This window comes from Henriciella litoralis (assembly GCF_002088935.1).
Taxonomy (GTDB): Bacteria; Pseudomonadota; Alphaproteobacteria; order Caulobacterales; family Hyphomonadaceae; genus Henriciella; species Henriciella litoralis.
In genome coordinates, this window is record NZ_NCSS01000006.1 from 2,986,144 (window position 1) to 3,000,051 (window position 13,908).

General features: G+C 58.5%; 13 protein-coding genes. 8 read left to right on the plus strand and 5 right to left on the minus strand.

Annotated features, from left to right (window positions below; genetic code table 11):
* Window positions 1–5: 5 nt before the first annotated feature.
* Genes B8783_RS18010 through cobD form a run of 6 tightly spaced genes read left to right on the plus strand, consistent with a single transcriptional unit; the run spans window position 6 to window position 6,011 of the window.
* A complete protein-coding gene (locus B8783_RS18010) occupies window positions 6–851 on the plus strand; it encodes an ABC transporter substrate-binding protein (RefSeq protein WP_084422183.1) in 846 nt (281 codons plus the stop codon).
* A complete protein-coding gene (locus tag B8783_RS18015; protein ID WP_233355859.1) occupies window positions 848–1,837 on the plus strand; it encodes a FecCD family ABC transporter permease in 990 nt (329 codons plus the stop codon). Before B8783_RS18010 ends, B8783_RS18015 begins: the two co-directional genes overlap by 4 nt.
* The gene (locus tag B8783_RS18020; RefSeq protein WP_084421776.1) at window positions 1,830–2,591 is read left to right on the plus strand and encodes an ABC transporter ATP-binding protein; all 762 of its coding nucleotides are present in this window, start codon (window positions 1,830–1,832) and stop codon (window positions 2,589–2,591) included. The genes B8783_RS18015 and B8783_RS18020 overlap by 8 nt, the downstream gene beginning before the upstream one ends.
* Entirely contained in the window at window positions 2,588–4,075 is a 1,488-nt protein-coding gene (locus tag B8783_RS18025) for a cobyric acid synthase (RefSeq protein WP_084421778.1), read from the plus strand. Before B8783_RS18020 ends, B8783_RS18025 begins: the two co-directional genes overlap by 4 nt.
* Window positions 4,072–5,022, plus strand: coding sequence for an adenosylcobinamide-phosphate synthase CbiB (gene cbiB / locus B8783_RS18030; protein WP_233355860.1), 951 nt, complete (start codon window positions 4,072–4,074; stop codon window positions 5,020–5,022). The genes B8783_RS18025 and cbiB overlap by 4 nt, the downstream gene beginning before the upstream one ends.
* Complete coding sequence (cobD, locus tag B8783_RS18035) at window positions 5,019–6,011, plus strand: threonine-phosphate decarboxylase CobD (protein WP_084421780.1); 993 nt, start codon at window positions 5,019–5,021, stop codon at window positions 6,009–6,011. The genes cbiB and cobD overlap by 4 nt, the downstream gene beginning before the upstream one ends.
* Here cobD and cobU read toward each other — a convergent pair.
* From cobU to B8783_RS18050, 3 genes are all read right to left on the minus strand, one after another.
* Complete coding sequence (cobU, locus tag B8783_RS18040) at window positions 6,001–6,507, minus strand: bifunctional adenosylcobinamide kinase/adenosylcobinamide-phosphate guanylyltransferase (RefSeq protein WP_084421787.1); 507 nt, start codon at window positions 6,505–6,507, stop codon at window positions 6,001–6,003. The two genes, cobD and cobU, sit on opposite strands and share 11 nt — an antisense overlap.
* Before the next feature lie 186 nt (window positions 6,508–6,693).
* On the minus strand, window positions 6,694–7,467 hold the full coding sequence (locus B8783_RS18045) for an SDR family NAD(P)-dependent oxidoreductase (protein ID WP_084421789.1): 774 nt from the start codon (window positions 7,465–7,467) through the stop codon (window positions 6,694–6,696).
* 32 nt (window positions 7,468–7,499) lie between these two features.
* Window positions 7,500–8,768: an aromatic ring-hydroxylating oxygenase subunit alpha gene (locus tag B8783_RS18050; RefSeq protein WP_084421791.1), complete on the minus strand. Its 1,269-nt coding sequence runs from the start codon at window positions 8,766–8,768 to the stop codon at window positions 7,500–7,502.
* 78 nt (window positions 8,769–8,846) lie between these two features.
* Here B8783_RS18050 and B8783_RS18055 point away from each other — a divergent pair, with 78 nt between their 5' ends.
* Window positions 8,847–9,590 carry an SDR family NAD(P)-dependent oxidoreductase gene (locus B8783_RS18055; RefSeq protein WP_169711857.1) on the plus strand — a complete coding sequence of 248 codons (744 nt, stop codon included), beginning with the start codon at window positions 8,847–8,849 and terminating at the stop codon, window positions 9,588–9,590.
* On the opposite strand, the gene gloA is transcribed toward B8783_RS18055, so the two are convergent.
* Window positions 9,587–10,003: a lactoylglutathione lyase gene (gloA, locus tag B8783_RS18060; protein WP_084421794.1), complete on the minus strand. Its 417-nt coding sequence runs from the start codon at window positions 10,001–10,003 to the stop codon at window positions 9,587–9,589. The two genes, B8783_RS18055 and gloA, sit on opposite strands and share 4 nt — an antisense overlap.
* Before the next feature lie 78 nt (window positions 10,004–10,081).
* Here gloA and B8783_RS18065 point away from each other — a divergent pair, with 78 nt between their 5' ends.
* Window positions 10,082–11,392 carry a cytochrome P450 gene (locus B8783_RS18065; RefSeq protein ID WP_084421796.1) on the plus strand — a complete coding sequence of 437 codons (1,311 nt, stop codon included), beginning with the start codon at window positions 10,082–10,084 and terminating at the stop codon, window positions 11,390–11,392.
* 123 nt (window positions 11,393–11,515) lie between these two features.
* Here B8783_RS18065 and B8783_RS18070 read toward each other — a convergent pair whose 3' ends face one another.
* Window positions 11,516–13,885 (minus strand): TonB-dependent receptor, encoded by a 2,370-nt coding sequence (locus B8783_RS18070; protein WP_169711858.1) that lies wholly within the window; start codon window positions 13,883–13,885, stop codon window positions 11,516–11,518.
* Window positions 13,886–13,908: the final 23 nt, after the last annotated feature.

Genomic DNA, 13,908 nt, shown 5'->3' on the forward strand with positions numbered 1-13,908 from the left:
AGTTCATGTCGAGACTGGCGATCCTTTCTTTCATCGGGTTCGGACTTGCTGCCTGCGGTGATCCTCCCACGCCGCAGGTCAAAGATGGCGACCGCCCGATGCGGATCGTCAGTCTCGATTATTGCGCCGACCAATATGTCCTGAAACTTGCCGACGAGGAGCAGGTTCTCGCGATCTCTCCCGATGCCGTGAAGGACTTTTCCTACATGCGCGAAGAAGCGGTGGGCGTTCCAACCGTGCGGCCCATCGCGGAGGACGTTCTTATCCTGAAACCCGATCTGGTCGTTCGTGCCTATGGCGGTGGACCGAATGCTGAAGCTTTCTTTGAACGCGCTGGCGTCCCGGTTCTGACTGTAGGTTGGACGTCGAATGTCGACAGTGAGGAAGTCGGCTCCATACCGAATCTGATCCAGCACATGGCCGATGGCCTTGGCCAGAGCGAACGCGGCCGCCAACTCGTAACTGACTTCAGGGCGCGTCTTGCTGCAATCGACAAGCGAACCAACGGCGAAACGGCGCTCTATCTCACGCCTGCCGGTGTCACGACGGGGCCCGGCGCCATGGTGCACGAAATGCTGGTCTCAGCCGGCTTCGAGAATTTTGAGGAGCAGCCCGGCTGGCGCTCCATTCCGCTCGAACGGCTGGCCTATGAGCGGCCGGACGTGATCGCAGCCGCCTTTTTCGAGCAGAAGACAAACCATCCCGATTCCTGGAGTCCGATGAAGCACCCGGTTGCAGAACGTCAGATGGACGAATTGACCGTCGTCCCGCTCAAAGGTGCATGGACGGCCTGTGGCGGCTGGTTCATCCTCGATGCCATCGAAGCGCTCGCCGAGGGAGGCGCATCGTGATCCAGCGTTTCCTCGTTCCGGGACTGGTTGCTGCCTCGCTCCTCGCCGTCTTTGTGGCCTGCCTGCTGGGTTCCACGCCGCTGCCTGCGGAGCGTGTTCTTGCCGCTTTCGTTGGCGGAGCGGAGATTGGCGACCGCCTCGTCGTCTGGCAGATTCGTCTGCCGAGAGCGATCGCGGCCTTCATAACCGGCGCCGCGCTGGGGATTAGCGGCGCCGCCCTGCAGGGGCTGCTTCGAAATCCGCTGGCTGAGCCGGGCGTGCTGGGCGTGTCCGCCTCTGCGTCCCTGTTTGCGACATTCTCCCTCTATTACGGGTTGGCTGTGCTGTCGCCCTGGGTCCTGCCGATTTCTGCGATTGCAGGCGCGCTCGCCGCAACGGCCTTGATTGCCCTTGCCGCAATCCGGACCCGCTCAGTCGTTACTCTTATTCTGATCGGTGTCGGCCTCTCCAGCTTCGCCGGCGCGGCGATGAGCTTGCTTATGAACCTCGCGCCCAACCCCTTCTCCCTGTCGGACATGATCAACTGGATGCTGGGCTCGGTCGCCAATCGCAGCTTTGAGGAAGTGGGGTTCGCAGCCCCTTTCCTGATCGTTGGGGCGGCGATCCTGCTCGCCTCACGCCGCGGCCTCTCCGCGCTGACACTTGGTGAGGAAGCAGCCAGCGGGGTGGGCCTGAACCTGCGAAATCAGCGTATCCTGACCGTTCTGGGCGCGGGGCTGGCGACCGGCGGCGCGGTCGCCCTGGCCGGCGCGATTGGATTTATTGGCATTGTCGCGCCGCACATCATCCGGCCCTTTGTGAAGCATGACCCGGCCCGCTCGCTCATCCCTTCCGCCTTGCTGGCCGGGCTTATCCTTGTGCTCGCCGATATTGGTGTCCGCTTGTTGCCGACCTCCAACGAGCTGAAACTCGGCGTGGTTGCGGCCCTGATCGGGGCGCCGGCTTTTGTCTGGATTGCAATGCAGAGGCGCGCGCTCAATGGCTGAACTCGTCACTCGAAATCTGACCGTCATGGCCGGCAAGGCCACGCTTGTCCGCGAGGCCAATCTATCGCTTGCGAAGGGAGAGCTCGTCGCGTTGCTAGGGCCCAACGGTGCTGGCAAGACAAGTTTGCTGCGTTCAGCACTCGGGATCGAGACGCGAGCGGGTGGTGAAGCGCACCTGGACGGTACGGACAGCGAACGCCTTTCTCCGATGCAGCGCGCGCGCAAGGTCGCCTATCTGCCTCAACAGCGCCCCCTCGCCTGGCCGAATACGGTCCGCGATGTCGTTGCCCTTGGGCGTTTCGCCTATGGCGCAGCCCCCGGCCGGCTGAACGCAGCTGATGCGGATGCCGTCAACCGTGCGATCGACATCTGCGACCTCGGTGCTTTTGCCGAGCGCCAGACCAATACGCTGTCTGGTGGTGAGCTGGCCCGGGTTCACTGCGCGCGCGCCTTTGCCGCCGAGGCGCCGCTTCTGGTCGCTGATGAGCCGGTGGCCGCACTCGATCCTCGCCACCAGTTCAGGATCATGGATATGGTGCGCCAGTTCGTCGACAATGGCGGCGGCGCACTCGTCGTGTTGCACGACATTCCGCTGGCGGCACGATATGCAGACCGGATGGTCTGGATGAAGCAAGCGGAAATCGTGGCGGACGGCTCACCAGAGGAAACGCTGACAGCTGAGCGCATGGCTGAAGTCTATGGTGTGCGAGCTCGGATAGATGGGCGGTCGGTGGAGATCGAAGGCACCATATGACGGCAAAAGTCTTGATGCTCCAGGGCACCGGTTCTGATGTCGGCAAGTCGATCCTTACAGCCGCGCTATGCCGAATCGCCAAGCGCCATGGCCTCAGCGTTGCCCCGTTCAAGCCGCAGAACATGTCCAACAATGCGGCCGCCTGCGCATTCGGCGGCGAGATTGGCCGCGCCCAGGCGCTCCAGGCACTTGCTTGTGGCCTCGACCCGCATGTCGATTTCAATCCGGTTCTGCTCAAGCCCGAGACGGACAGACGCGCGCAGCTCGTCGTGCATGGTAAGGCCATCGCGGCGATGGACGCTGCCCATTATATGGCGCACCGCGGCGACCTGATGGATCGGGTTATGGAAAGCTTTGAGCGACTCACGGCTGCCCATGACCTTGTGATTGTTGAAGGGGCTGGGAGCCCTGCGGAGGTAAATCTGCGTGCGCGCGACATTGCCAATATGGGGTTTGCCCGTCGAGCGGGCGTCCCTGTCTGCCTCATCGGCGATATCGACAAGGGCGGTGTCATTGCGAGCCTCGTCGGTACGAAAGTCGTGCTGGACCCGGCCGATGCTGCCATGATCACAGGTTTTCTGGTCAACAAGTTCAGGGGCGACCCAGAGCTTTTCGAGGATGGCGTTCAGGCGATCGAGGAGAAGACCGGTTGGCCCTGTTTTGGCGTGATCCCATGGCTGAGCGCCACGGCTCACCTTCCAGCAGAAGATGCCGTCGCACTGGAGCAGGCTGTCAGGACCTCGGGCGGCAAACTGAAAATCGCCGCGCCGATGCTGTCGCGCATGGCGAATTTCGACGATGCCGATCCTCTTAGGCAGGAAGCCGGGGTGGAGTTCGAATGGGTGCGGCCAGGCAAACCGATTCCTCGCGACGTCGACATCATTATCCTGTTCGGCACGAAGTCCACACTTGGTGATCTCGCCTTTCTGCGTGAGCAGGGCTGGGACCACGACATCATCGCCCACGCCCGTGCCGGCGGCCGTGTGCTGGGTATTTGCGGTGGTTATCAAATGCTCGGCAACCATATTGCCGACCCGAACGGCGTAGATGGTGAAACCGGAGAGGCGCCCGGTCTTGGCTTGCTTGACGTCGAAACGAGGATGACGAGTCACAAACAGGTCGCGCCCGCGACCGCTCGTTGCGCTCAAACCTCGGCGCCAGTGAATGGCTACGAAATCCACACCGGGCAAACAAGCGGTCCGGATACGGGACGCCCCATGTTCGACCTGTCAGGCGCGCCCGATGGTGCGCGGTCGGCGACTGGGCACATCGAGGGCACCTATCTGCATGGTGCTTTCTCGAGCGATGTTTTTCGCCGCGAATGGCTGGGGCGCGCTGACGGCATAGCCGATGCCGGGTTCAGCTATGCGGCGTCTATTGAGGGCGCACTCGACGAGCTGGCAGATGGGGTTGAAGCGAGCGTTGACACTGACGGTATCTTTGCGATGGCCCAGCAGCCGGGCTGGCGACCGGCGTCAGCGTGACGGCCGCGCTGCTCATGCTGGCTGCCTGGGCAATCGAGGCAGCTTTTGGCTGGCCAGGCTGGCTCTACCGGCGCGTGCGCCACCCGGTTGTCTGGTTTGGTGCGCTGATTGGCTGGTTCGAAAGGGGCCTCAACAGGCCGGGCTTTCCGCATTGGGTCCGGTACTTATGTGGCGCGCTGGCCAGCCTGTTGGCTATAGCGCTTGCCACAGCATTGGCTCTTCTGGTTGCGCATGCCCTTTCTGACAGCTGGATGGGTTTCGCGATTCAGGCAGCGATTGCGTCCAGTCTGCTCGCGTCTCGTAGCCTCTACCAGCATGTCGCAAGTGTCGCGGCGCCGCTGTTAGCCAGCGACCTGTGCGCGGCGCGAAAGGCGGTGTCGCTCATCGTGGGCCGCGATCCTGCGCAACTGGATAAGGCAGGCATTGCGCGCGCCTCGATTGAAAGCCTTGCCGAGAATGCGTCTGATGGTGTCATCGCCCCGCTGTTCTGGGGCGCGATCTTCGGCCTTCCGGGCATTGCCGCCTACAAAGCCATAAACACTCTGGATTCGGTCATCGGTCATCGAAACGAGCGTCACGCAGCCTTTGGGGGCTTTGCCGCACGCCTCGACGATGTCGCCAACATCGTACCTGCGCGATTGACAGGGCTACTCATTGGCATCGCCTCAGCAGAGCTTTCAGCGCACCGTATCATGGTTCGAGATGCCAAGAGACATCGCTCCCCAAATGCTGGCTGGCCGGAAGCGGCGATGGCGGGCGCTCTTGGGGTTCGTCTTTCAGGTCCGCGTCTCTACGGCGACAGGCGCAGCGAAGAGCCGTGGCTCAATCCAGATGCGCGTGACCCCGGTAGCGTAGATATTAGGCGAGCGTTACGCCTCTACATCCTCGCACTGATGGGGGCTGCGCTGCTGTTGACTGGCTTTGCCCTGATGCAGGAGGGCTTGTGACACAGGATCTACTCCACGGCGGCGCGCTTGACCGGATGCGCGCGGCCTTCCCAAATGCGCCCGAGCCATGGATCGACCTGTCGACCGGGATCAACCCCTGGGCCTATCCGATTGGCGCCATTCCGAACGCGTCCTTTCGCCACCTGCCAACCCACGACGCCTATGAGGCATGCCGCCATGCCATCGCTGGAAGCCTGCAGGCGCCAGCAGAGAGTTTCGTGCTTGCTCCGGGCAGCGAACTGTTGATCCGCCTGCTGCCGCTTCTGATCAGTCCGAAGACAATAGCCATCCTGTCTCCAACCTATGGCGATCATGTAGCTGCATGGCGCCGGGCCGATATCGAGGTTATCGAAACCTCCGATCCACTACACATAGGCGGCCAGGTCGATGCCATTGTTATCTGCAATCCCAACAATCCGGATGGGCGCCACTTCGAGCCCGACGTCCTGTTGAAGACAGCTGGCAATCTAGCTGATCGGGGCGGATGGCTTATCGTCGACGAAGCCTATGCCGATCTTGAGCCCGGCTTGAGCCTCGCGCCTTCTGGTGGGGCAGACGGGCTGATCATCTTGCGCTCCTTCGGCAAGTTCTTCGGCTTGGCAGGCCTTCGGCTCGGGGCGGTATTGGCGCCTGAACCTGTTCGCGCAGCAATGCGAAATCTGCTCGGCATTTGGCCAGTATCGGGTCCAGCTCTCCACATCGGCGCTCAAGCCTGCAACGACCAGGCCTGGCAAGACGGCACCCGTCACAAACTTGCCGAAGCCAGGTGGCGTCTGGACACCATTCTTCGATCACGAGACATCAAGGTCGTCGGCGGAACGGACCTCTTTCGTCTTGTCGAGACAGACAATGCGAGCGCCTTTTGGGAAAAGCTTGCCCAGGCGGGGATCTATGTGCGCCGGTTCGCCTGGACTGACCGGCTCGTCCGGATCGGTCTTCCAGAGAACGCAGAGTCCGAAGACCGCCTGGTGGCCGCTCTCAGCCCTTGAGGCGCAGCGGCAAGCCGGCAGCCACGAATTCGACCACGTCGCAGACCGAGGCAACACGCTGATTGAGCCGCCCCTGCGCATCCCGGAAGGCCCGGCCGAGCTTGGTTTCAGGTACTAGTCCAAGCCCGACTTCGTTGGAAACGAGGAACACTGGCTGCGTCATCATCTCAAGGGCCGCACAGAGGCTCTCGCTTTCGGCATCCACATCCCGCTCATGATGCATCAAATTGGATAGCCACAGGGTCAGGCAATCGACAAGGATTGCGTCTTCAAGGGGGGCGCTGCCAAGCGCCGCAACCAGATCGAGTGGCGCTTCGACGGTTTGCCAACCGGTCCCTCGGTCTGCCTGATGCCGGGCAATTCTGCGTCCCATCTCATCATCGAGCGCCTCAGCAGTCGCAATAAAGGTACGGTCGGGCGAGACCTGCTCGGCTAGTTCTTGCGCCCGCCGGCTCTTGCCAGATCGCGCCCCTCCCAGGAGAAAAGTGATTGCCATTGGGTTGGCTACCGTGCCTCGGCGATGCGGTCTACAGAGCCCTTCGCATTCGTGTGACAATACCCGTCTCTGTTATCCGAACGCTCAGTGTGGTGTTGTCAGACTCATGCAAACTCGTATCCGAAATGTTCAGTTGCGCACGGGCATTGCCAGCTCTGCAATCGAATCTGTGACCATAGACGTCAGTTACCGCGTTTGCCCGCCATCGACAGGGATGATCGCGCCGGTCAGAAAGCTTGCGCGCGGGCTTAGCAGAAACGCTGCAACCGAGCCGATCTCCTCAGGCGTGCCGAAGCGTTGCATTGGAACTTCACGGTTGATCCACCGTGTCCACGCATCCTTGCGATCGCCATCCATCCGCTCCTGCCAAGTGCCGTCCGGAAAGATAATGTTACCTGGTGCCAGAGCATTGACCCGGACATTCGACTTGCCGACCAGACGGGCGAGCTCCTTGGCGAGATGGTTCATCGCTGCCTTTGCGGTTCCATAGGTCAGAACGGTGCCAAGTGCGCCGATCCCCGCAATCGAACTGATGAAGAGCAGCGAGCCTTCTTGCCGTTCTACCTGCCTTCGCAGCACCGAACGGGCGAAACAGAACCCGGAATCCAGGTTTTGATTCATGCCAGCCGACCAGGTTTCGTCATCAACCTCGAACCCGGGCGGGCAGGGGTGAAGGCCAACATTCGCAACGGCGCCAAAGATAGGCCCAATGTCGGTTTCCACGCTGTCGATAATGCGTTCGACAGTTTCGCTGTCACACATGTCCCCGGCAAACATTGAAAGCTTGTCGCTTCCGAAGATATCGGCAAGCCGATCATGCTCTGATTTGAGCTTTTCGACCCCGCGGGCCGTCATGACAAGGTGTGCGCCTTCGTTGAGGCAGCTTTCAACAATTCCGAGACCGATGCCACGACTGGCACCGGCGACAAGAATTATCTTTCCATCAAGTGAAAGATCCATGGCGTTTCCTGTATTGAATTAGACCGATGAACCTAACGGCGGCCATCAAGATACTGATCAAGAACGTGGTAGAAATGGCGCAGGCGCCGTTCCTGGTGATTGAACAGCATGCCCTTGAAGGACTTTGAATACACGCCTTGCTGGACCCAGGGCACATTGTTGGCGTCCTGATTGTAGACCTCATTATCGAACTTGAACTCGCGACCCTTGCCATAGGTGATCTCTGGCAGAGGCGCGGGCTCTTCATTCGGGCCGCGCCGCTCAAATTGCTGGACCCAGAAGACCATTTTGGCCGGATCAAGCGGGTCCGGCATGTAGCGAAAGACCGAAAATTTGTCCGCAAACGTGTTCACGGTGATGTTCGGAAAGATGAAGTAGTGATGGTCATCCGTCATCTGGTCGTCTGTCAGTTTGGACACATCGCACCCTCGAGCTGACAAATTGGCGCGGCGCGCTTCCTGAATGGCGAGGCGCATCTCATCCAGCTTGCCGACATAGTCATCCGGGTTCACGCCTTCTGACTCAGCAATCGCGCGCAGAATTGGATTTGCTTCGCGGCGCTCATCATCGCTCAGCCGCTTGCACGGCGCGCCCATGATGTAGATCCCGCGATTATGAAGCTCGAACAGATCGATCTGCATGTCCGGGCTGTCTTCGAGAACAAACTGAAGCTGCGGGTGCGTGATCGGGCCGTGATAGCCTTCCTGAAAGGCATCCGCCCCGATCTTCCAGTTGCAATCCCATTCTACGATGGTTTCTTCAACGAGGTCATACTCTTCGAGCTTGTAGCGCTCAAACTCCGGGAGGACTTCACCTAGGAACTCTTTGAGTGGCGGGGCTTCGGGGTCCATGTTGATCCATGCAAACCCACCCCAGATTTCACACTGAATCGATGGAAGAACGAGATCTTCATCATTGGTGTAGTTGCCGAAATCCTCGCGGTCAGGAATGTTTTTGACCGAGCCATTTAGATTCCATTCGAAGCCGTGAAACCAGCAGAAAAGCGATTTGATATTGCGTGGGCGCGTCACGATCTGCCGTCCGCGATGCCGGCAGACATTATAGAAAGCGCGGATTTCGCCATCATCAGAGTGCACAATGACGATGGGCTCCTGACCGATCTGGATAGGGTAGGCGTCGCCGGGCGACCTTAGATAGGCGAGCGGGCAGGCCATCAGCCAGGCGCGGCCGAAAACGTGTTCCAGTTCCGCTTTGAGCGCTTCTTTCGAGGTGTAGCGTTCAGGGTCGATCCGCTCGGTCCCGAGCTCTGCGTCAACCTGGTGGGTTCCGTCGGCACTCATATTCTTCCTCCATGTAATAGGCTTTTCAATTCCTTATCATGAATTATAGTCGGGCCACAACAAGTGGGAGTTCGAAACGTGAAAAAACAAAATGTAATCGTCACTGGAGGCGGATCGGGTATTGGTCGCGCAATCGCGCAAAAGGTTGCGGACGGTGGCGCAGAAACCATTATTCTTCTGGATCTGGATCTGGATCGCACTGGAATGGAGGAAACGGCGGCGACGATTGAAGGCTGCCGCGTGGAAATTCACGCGCTGGATATCACCGACGATGCGGCCGTGGACGCTGTGTTCGATCAGATTTTATCTCGTCACGAAGCCATTCATACGGTCTACAATTGCGCTGGCATTCAAACCGGGTCTCCCGCCTGGCCGGAGGTGTCACCAGCGCGGATGCGAGCGGTCGTTTCGGTCAATCTGATTGGGCTGATGTTCGTCACGCAAAAGGCGATCGGCCTGATGGAAAAGACTGGCGGAAGCATCCTCAATATCGCGTCAACCAGTGGCCTGAACGCCTATCTGAGTGGGGCGGTCTATGGCGCATCCAAGGCGGCCGTTATCCACTTTACGGCGTGCAATGCCAGCCTGAAAGAGTCACACAACATCCGTATCAACGCGATCTGTCCAGGCATGGTGAATACACCATTCCTTGAAAAGACTGGCGCTGGCGGAAAGGTCGCTGGCTGGCTGCAGGACCGGGTGAAATCAGGCGAGATGCTGACCGCGGAACAGGTGGCCGACGCAGCAGTCCGGCTGGCCAATGATGAGACCAAGGCCGGCTGCCACGAAGTGATTGATTATGAGGGGGCGGCCTCCGACTAGGCGGGGGCCGGAAACGGAAGCTGAAGCAGCTCGATCTTGTATCCGTCCGGATCCTCGACGAATGCCATTTCGATCTCTGTGCCCAGCATCGGGCCGGGCTCTCGTGTGACCGTCACACCTTTCGCTTTCATGACCTCAACAAAGGCATAGAGATCCTCGCAGCCGAATGCGATGTGGCCATAACCTGAGCCGTGCGAGTAATCCTCCTCCTGGTGCCAGTTGTAGGTCAGCTCCAACACATTTCCTTTTTCTTCTTCTTCAGCACCAAGATAGGCGAGCGTGAACTCGGCATCGGGGAAATCGCGCTTCCGGATCAGGTCCAGACCGAAATTCTCTCCGTAGAATTGGATCGATTTCTCAAGATCCTTCACGCGGATCATGGTGTGCAGCAAACGCGTTGCGGTCTTTGACATTCATTCCTCCAAATTGACGGCGCGACTAATTCCTTATAATAAATAAATTAACGCCGCAAACAAGAGGTAGGGAGTGACATGCAAATAAAAGAAGCTGACCGGATCGACCCGTATGAGAACCAGAGAACTGAACCGGGGCCCGTTCATGCGCCGGTGTTCCCTGTTGACCTTCAGATCGACCTGACGGCGGAGGACGCCTACCTCGATGGGGCGCCCATGGAGGATGTCAAACGACTTAGCGACGCTGCGCCGATTTTCTGGCATCCGGAAAACAAGCCGTATGAGCCGGGGTTCTGGGTGCTCACGCGACACGAAGACATCAGATACGTTTCGCAGAATCCCGGGCTATTTTCATCCGCTGTTGGGGCAGGTGCGCTGCTTTCCTTCGAGACATCTGGGTGGGATATGACCCCAGAGGAGCATGCCATTTACATGGCTAACATGGTCCAGATGGACCCGCCTGAACACAAGGACTATCGGGCGCTGATTATGCCCTATCTCGGCGGGCCGGCGGTCAAGCGCATTGACCCGATCATTCGACAGAAAGTTGGCGAACTCGTCGGCGAGCTGAAGGCGGACGAGCCATTTGATCTCGTCAGTCGCTTTTCAGCTATTACGCCCGGCGTGACGCTCTGCCACTTGCTGGGTGTGCCGCCGGAAGATCGCGAAACCATCGTGGAATGGGGGGACACGCTCGCCGGTTCGGGAGACCCCGAATATGCCGAAGCAGCAGCCGGGCTCCACGCAAAAATCTATAAATATGGCTGGGACCTGCTCAACAAGAAGAAGGAAGAGCCTGGCAATGACCTTCTGAGCGCGGCCATCAAGGAATATTCCAAACAGGAAGGTGGCAAGCTGCGCCCCGGCTCCATGGAAGGCCTGTTCACCCTTATGGTCGTTGCCGGGCACAGAACCACTCGCAACACGACCACAGAAGGCTTGATGCTCCTCTACAAACACCCTGAGCAACTGGAGCTGCTTCGGTCAAATCCGGACCTGATCAACAATGCTGTCGAGGAAATCCTTCGGTACAGCACGGTTGTGCCGGTCTTCCGACGGACCGCTCTTGATGACACCGAGCTTAGCGGACAGAAAATCGCCAAGGGCGAGAAAGTTGTGATGTGGTACTCAGCGGCCAATCGCGATGAGTCCGTCTTCGAAGACCCGTATAAATTCGACATTCAAAGACCGAACGCCAAATCGCATCTCGCCTTTGGCATTGGGGAACATATGTGCGCTGGAAACATGCTGGCGCGCCTGCAGATACGCACGGCAATTCTCGAGTTCATTCAGCGCTTCAAGACGATGGAAATCGTCAAGGAGCCTGAGTACCTGCAGACGAACCAGGCAGTTTCGATCAAACGACTGATCGTGAAAACTGGACTGTAAGTCTGTCCTGGCGAGCTTTGTCGCCGTGCCAGAGCAATTTAACTCTCGCTCGTACGAAAAACCGCCTGCCAGAGACGATCTGGCAGGCGGTTTCAGTTTGTATTCCGGGAGGGCTAGGTTTGTTTAGAAGCTGGCCTTCAATTGGACAGCAAACGTGCGGCCAGGATCAGTGCCCTGTACGTAGGCCCCTGCAACGAGCGGAATATTGTACCCGAAATTGCCAACGATCTCATCGGTGAGGTTACGGCCTATAATCGCCACTTCCCAGTTTTGATCGATCGGCGCGACGCCCAGGCGCAAGTCCACTTTCGTATAGGCGTCCGTCTCTTGGACGGGATTTCCATCGGGAGAAACGAACTGGTCACCGACATAGTTGAGAGACAGGTTCACCAGGCCTTCGAAGCGAGGCGAGATATTGTCCCTCCAGTCCACATTGAACGATCCTGACCATTCCGGTGCGTATTGAAGCCGCGCTCCGGCGAGGTCCTGCGCGCCGCCGACGCAACCGGTCTGTGCCGTCTGGCCAGCATAGCAGGCTGCACCGGGAAAGCTGTCATATTTAGCGTCGAGATAAAGCGCATTGGCGCTGAGTGTTGTTGACGGAACGACAAGGTAACGGCCTTCTACTTCAATCCCCCGGCTCGTTGCTTCAGCGGCATTGCCAACGGTGAATGTCGATCCGTTGAATGCTGAGACTTGCAGATCCTCGAAGGTGTTGTTGAAGGCTGCGACCGAAATCTCCGCGCGGTCATTCAGCAATTTGGACTTGTAGCCAATTTCGTAAGACTTGGCTTCTTCCCCCTCGAACTGAAGGTTCGCAGGATCAGGCGCCGTCTGGCCAACATCGAAGCTACCGGACTTGAAACCAGTTCGGTACGAGAAATAGACCATCCCTTCAGGAGAGATGTCATACTCGACAGCAATCATCGGCGAAAAGGAATTATCACTGCGCTCTGATTTTACCGCGTAGTTCTCGCGGCCAATGGCTGCGAACAAGGCAAGCTGGACAGGGTCTTGTGACGCGGCGCCGCAGCCATCTGTTCCCGCGTCTGTCACGAAGTGTGATTTGGCGAGCCGTTTGTTGCTCTCCTGATAGCGCGCGCCGGCCGTGACACGCAATTTGTCCGAAATGTCCAGGGTGCCCTGTCCAAAGATACCAAGGCTGTTATCTGTCAATTTCGCGTTATTGCAGGACAGGCCATCGAACGGCAGTCCAAAATCCGTGAATCGAAGTCCCGAGAATGTGTTGGGAGAGGTCTGTATAATTGAGTTTTCGTAGTAGGCGCCAACGATATAGTCGAAGCGCCCGGCATCGCTCGGCTCCAGCCGGAATTCCTGGCTGAACTGCTCAACTTCCTGACCGAGAATTGTCGTCACTACCGAAAGCGGGGTCGTGTCTGCATCGATATGTTCGATCCAATCGGCATCAATGTAACCGGTTACAGACGTCAGTCGGACAGGGCCGAAATCATACGTTCCCAAGAGTGTGAATGTCTTGGCTTCGTCGTGCCCGGTTTCATCTCCATAAAGGCCTGTGCCTCCTGTCGAGCGTCGATCATCAACAGAGAAATCGGCATTGGGGTCCGCTGCACGGACGAGGTCAATGAAGCTCTGCAGACGTGGAAACCGCGGATCAGTAGGGTCGTCGACAAACGAAACCTGCTGCGTGCGACCATCGCTGTCGGCTTCTGTGGACTGAGCCGTGAAGAGGACGTTGAGACGGTCTGTAAGGTCGGCTTCCAGGCTCAAGCGGACCGAGAAGTCATTTGAGGAAGGATCCTGACGGTCGCGATTGGTATTGTAGAAGAACCCGTCCTGTTCGGAGGCTTTCGCCGCGAGCCGGAAGTAGAGATTGTCGGCGACAGGCCCGGTCACGTAGCCTTCAAGGCTCCTTTGATCGGTGTCATCCAGATTGTAGGTAAGGTTCATCGCGCCGCCAAACTCGTTTTCCGGACGGGCAGAAATGATGTTCACGGCGCCGGCGATCGTGCCTTTGCCGAATAGCGTGCTTTGTGGCCCTTTCAGCACTTCAACCCGCTCGGTGTCGAGAAACGACAACCGTGAAAGTCGCGCAACTGTGAAGTATACGCCGTCGAGATAGATGCCTGTTGACTGTTCGAAGCCTTGATTGGAGCCGGAGCCGATGCCGCGAACGTAAATCTGTTCGCTGAGGCCCGCAGTGCCGATATGCAAGCCGGGGACAAGGTCCTTCAGCCCTTCCAGGTTCGCGATTCCCTGATCCTGCAGAACATCACCTGTAACAGCCTGCACAGTAACCGGAACGTCGAGAATGCTCTCCTCACGCTTTTCGGCGGTCACCTGAACGGTGTTTAGTTTGTACTCGTCGTCTGCGCTCGTTGCGTCCTGAGCGAGCGCCAGAGGTGACGCCGTGATCAGTGCGATCATGCTCGCACCTGCAAGCCGTGCGGCGAAATTAATCCTGGAATACTCGCGTGCAGTATCCGGTTGTTTGGCAATTTGATGTAGCGACATGTTCCTCCCCATCGCGTTTTCTA

Coding starts and splice junctions, on each gene's coding strand:
- B8783_RS18010 (WP_084422183.1), top strand. CDS start 6: ATGTCGAGACTGGCGATCCTTTCTTTCATCGGGTTCGGACTTGCTGCC.
- B8783_RS18020 (WP_084421776.1), top strand. CDS start 1,830: ATGGCTGAACTCGTCACTCGAAATCTGACCGTCATGGCCGGCAAGGCC.
- B8783_RS18025 (WP_084421778.1), top strand. CDS start 2,588: ATGACGGCAAAAGTCTTGATGCTCCAGGGCACCGGTTCTGATGTCGGC.
- cobU (WP_084421787.1), bottom strand. CDS start 6,507: ATGGCAATCACTTTTCTCCTGGGAGGGGCGCGATCTGGCAAGAGCCGG.
- B8783_RS18045 (WP_084421789.1), bottom strand. CDS start 7,467: ATGGATCTTTCACTTGATGGAAAGATAATTCTTGTCGCCGGTGCCAGT.
- B8783_RS18050 (WP_084421791.1), bottom strand. CDS start 8,768: ATGAGTGCCGACGGAACCCACCAGGTTGACGCAGAGCTCGGGACCGAG.
- gloA (WP_084421794.1), bottom strand. CDS start 10,003: ATGTCAAAGACCGCAACGCGTTTGCTGCACACCATGATCCGCGTGAAG.
- B8783_RS18065 (WP_084421796.1), top strand. CDS start 10,082: ATGCAAATAAAAGAAGCTGACCGGATCGACCCGTATGAGAACCAGAGA.
- B8783_RS18070 (WP_169711858.1), bottom strand. CDS start 13,885: ATGTCGCTACATCAAATTGCCAAACAACCGGATACTGCACGCGAGTAT.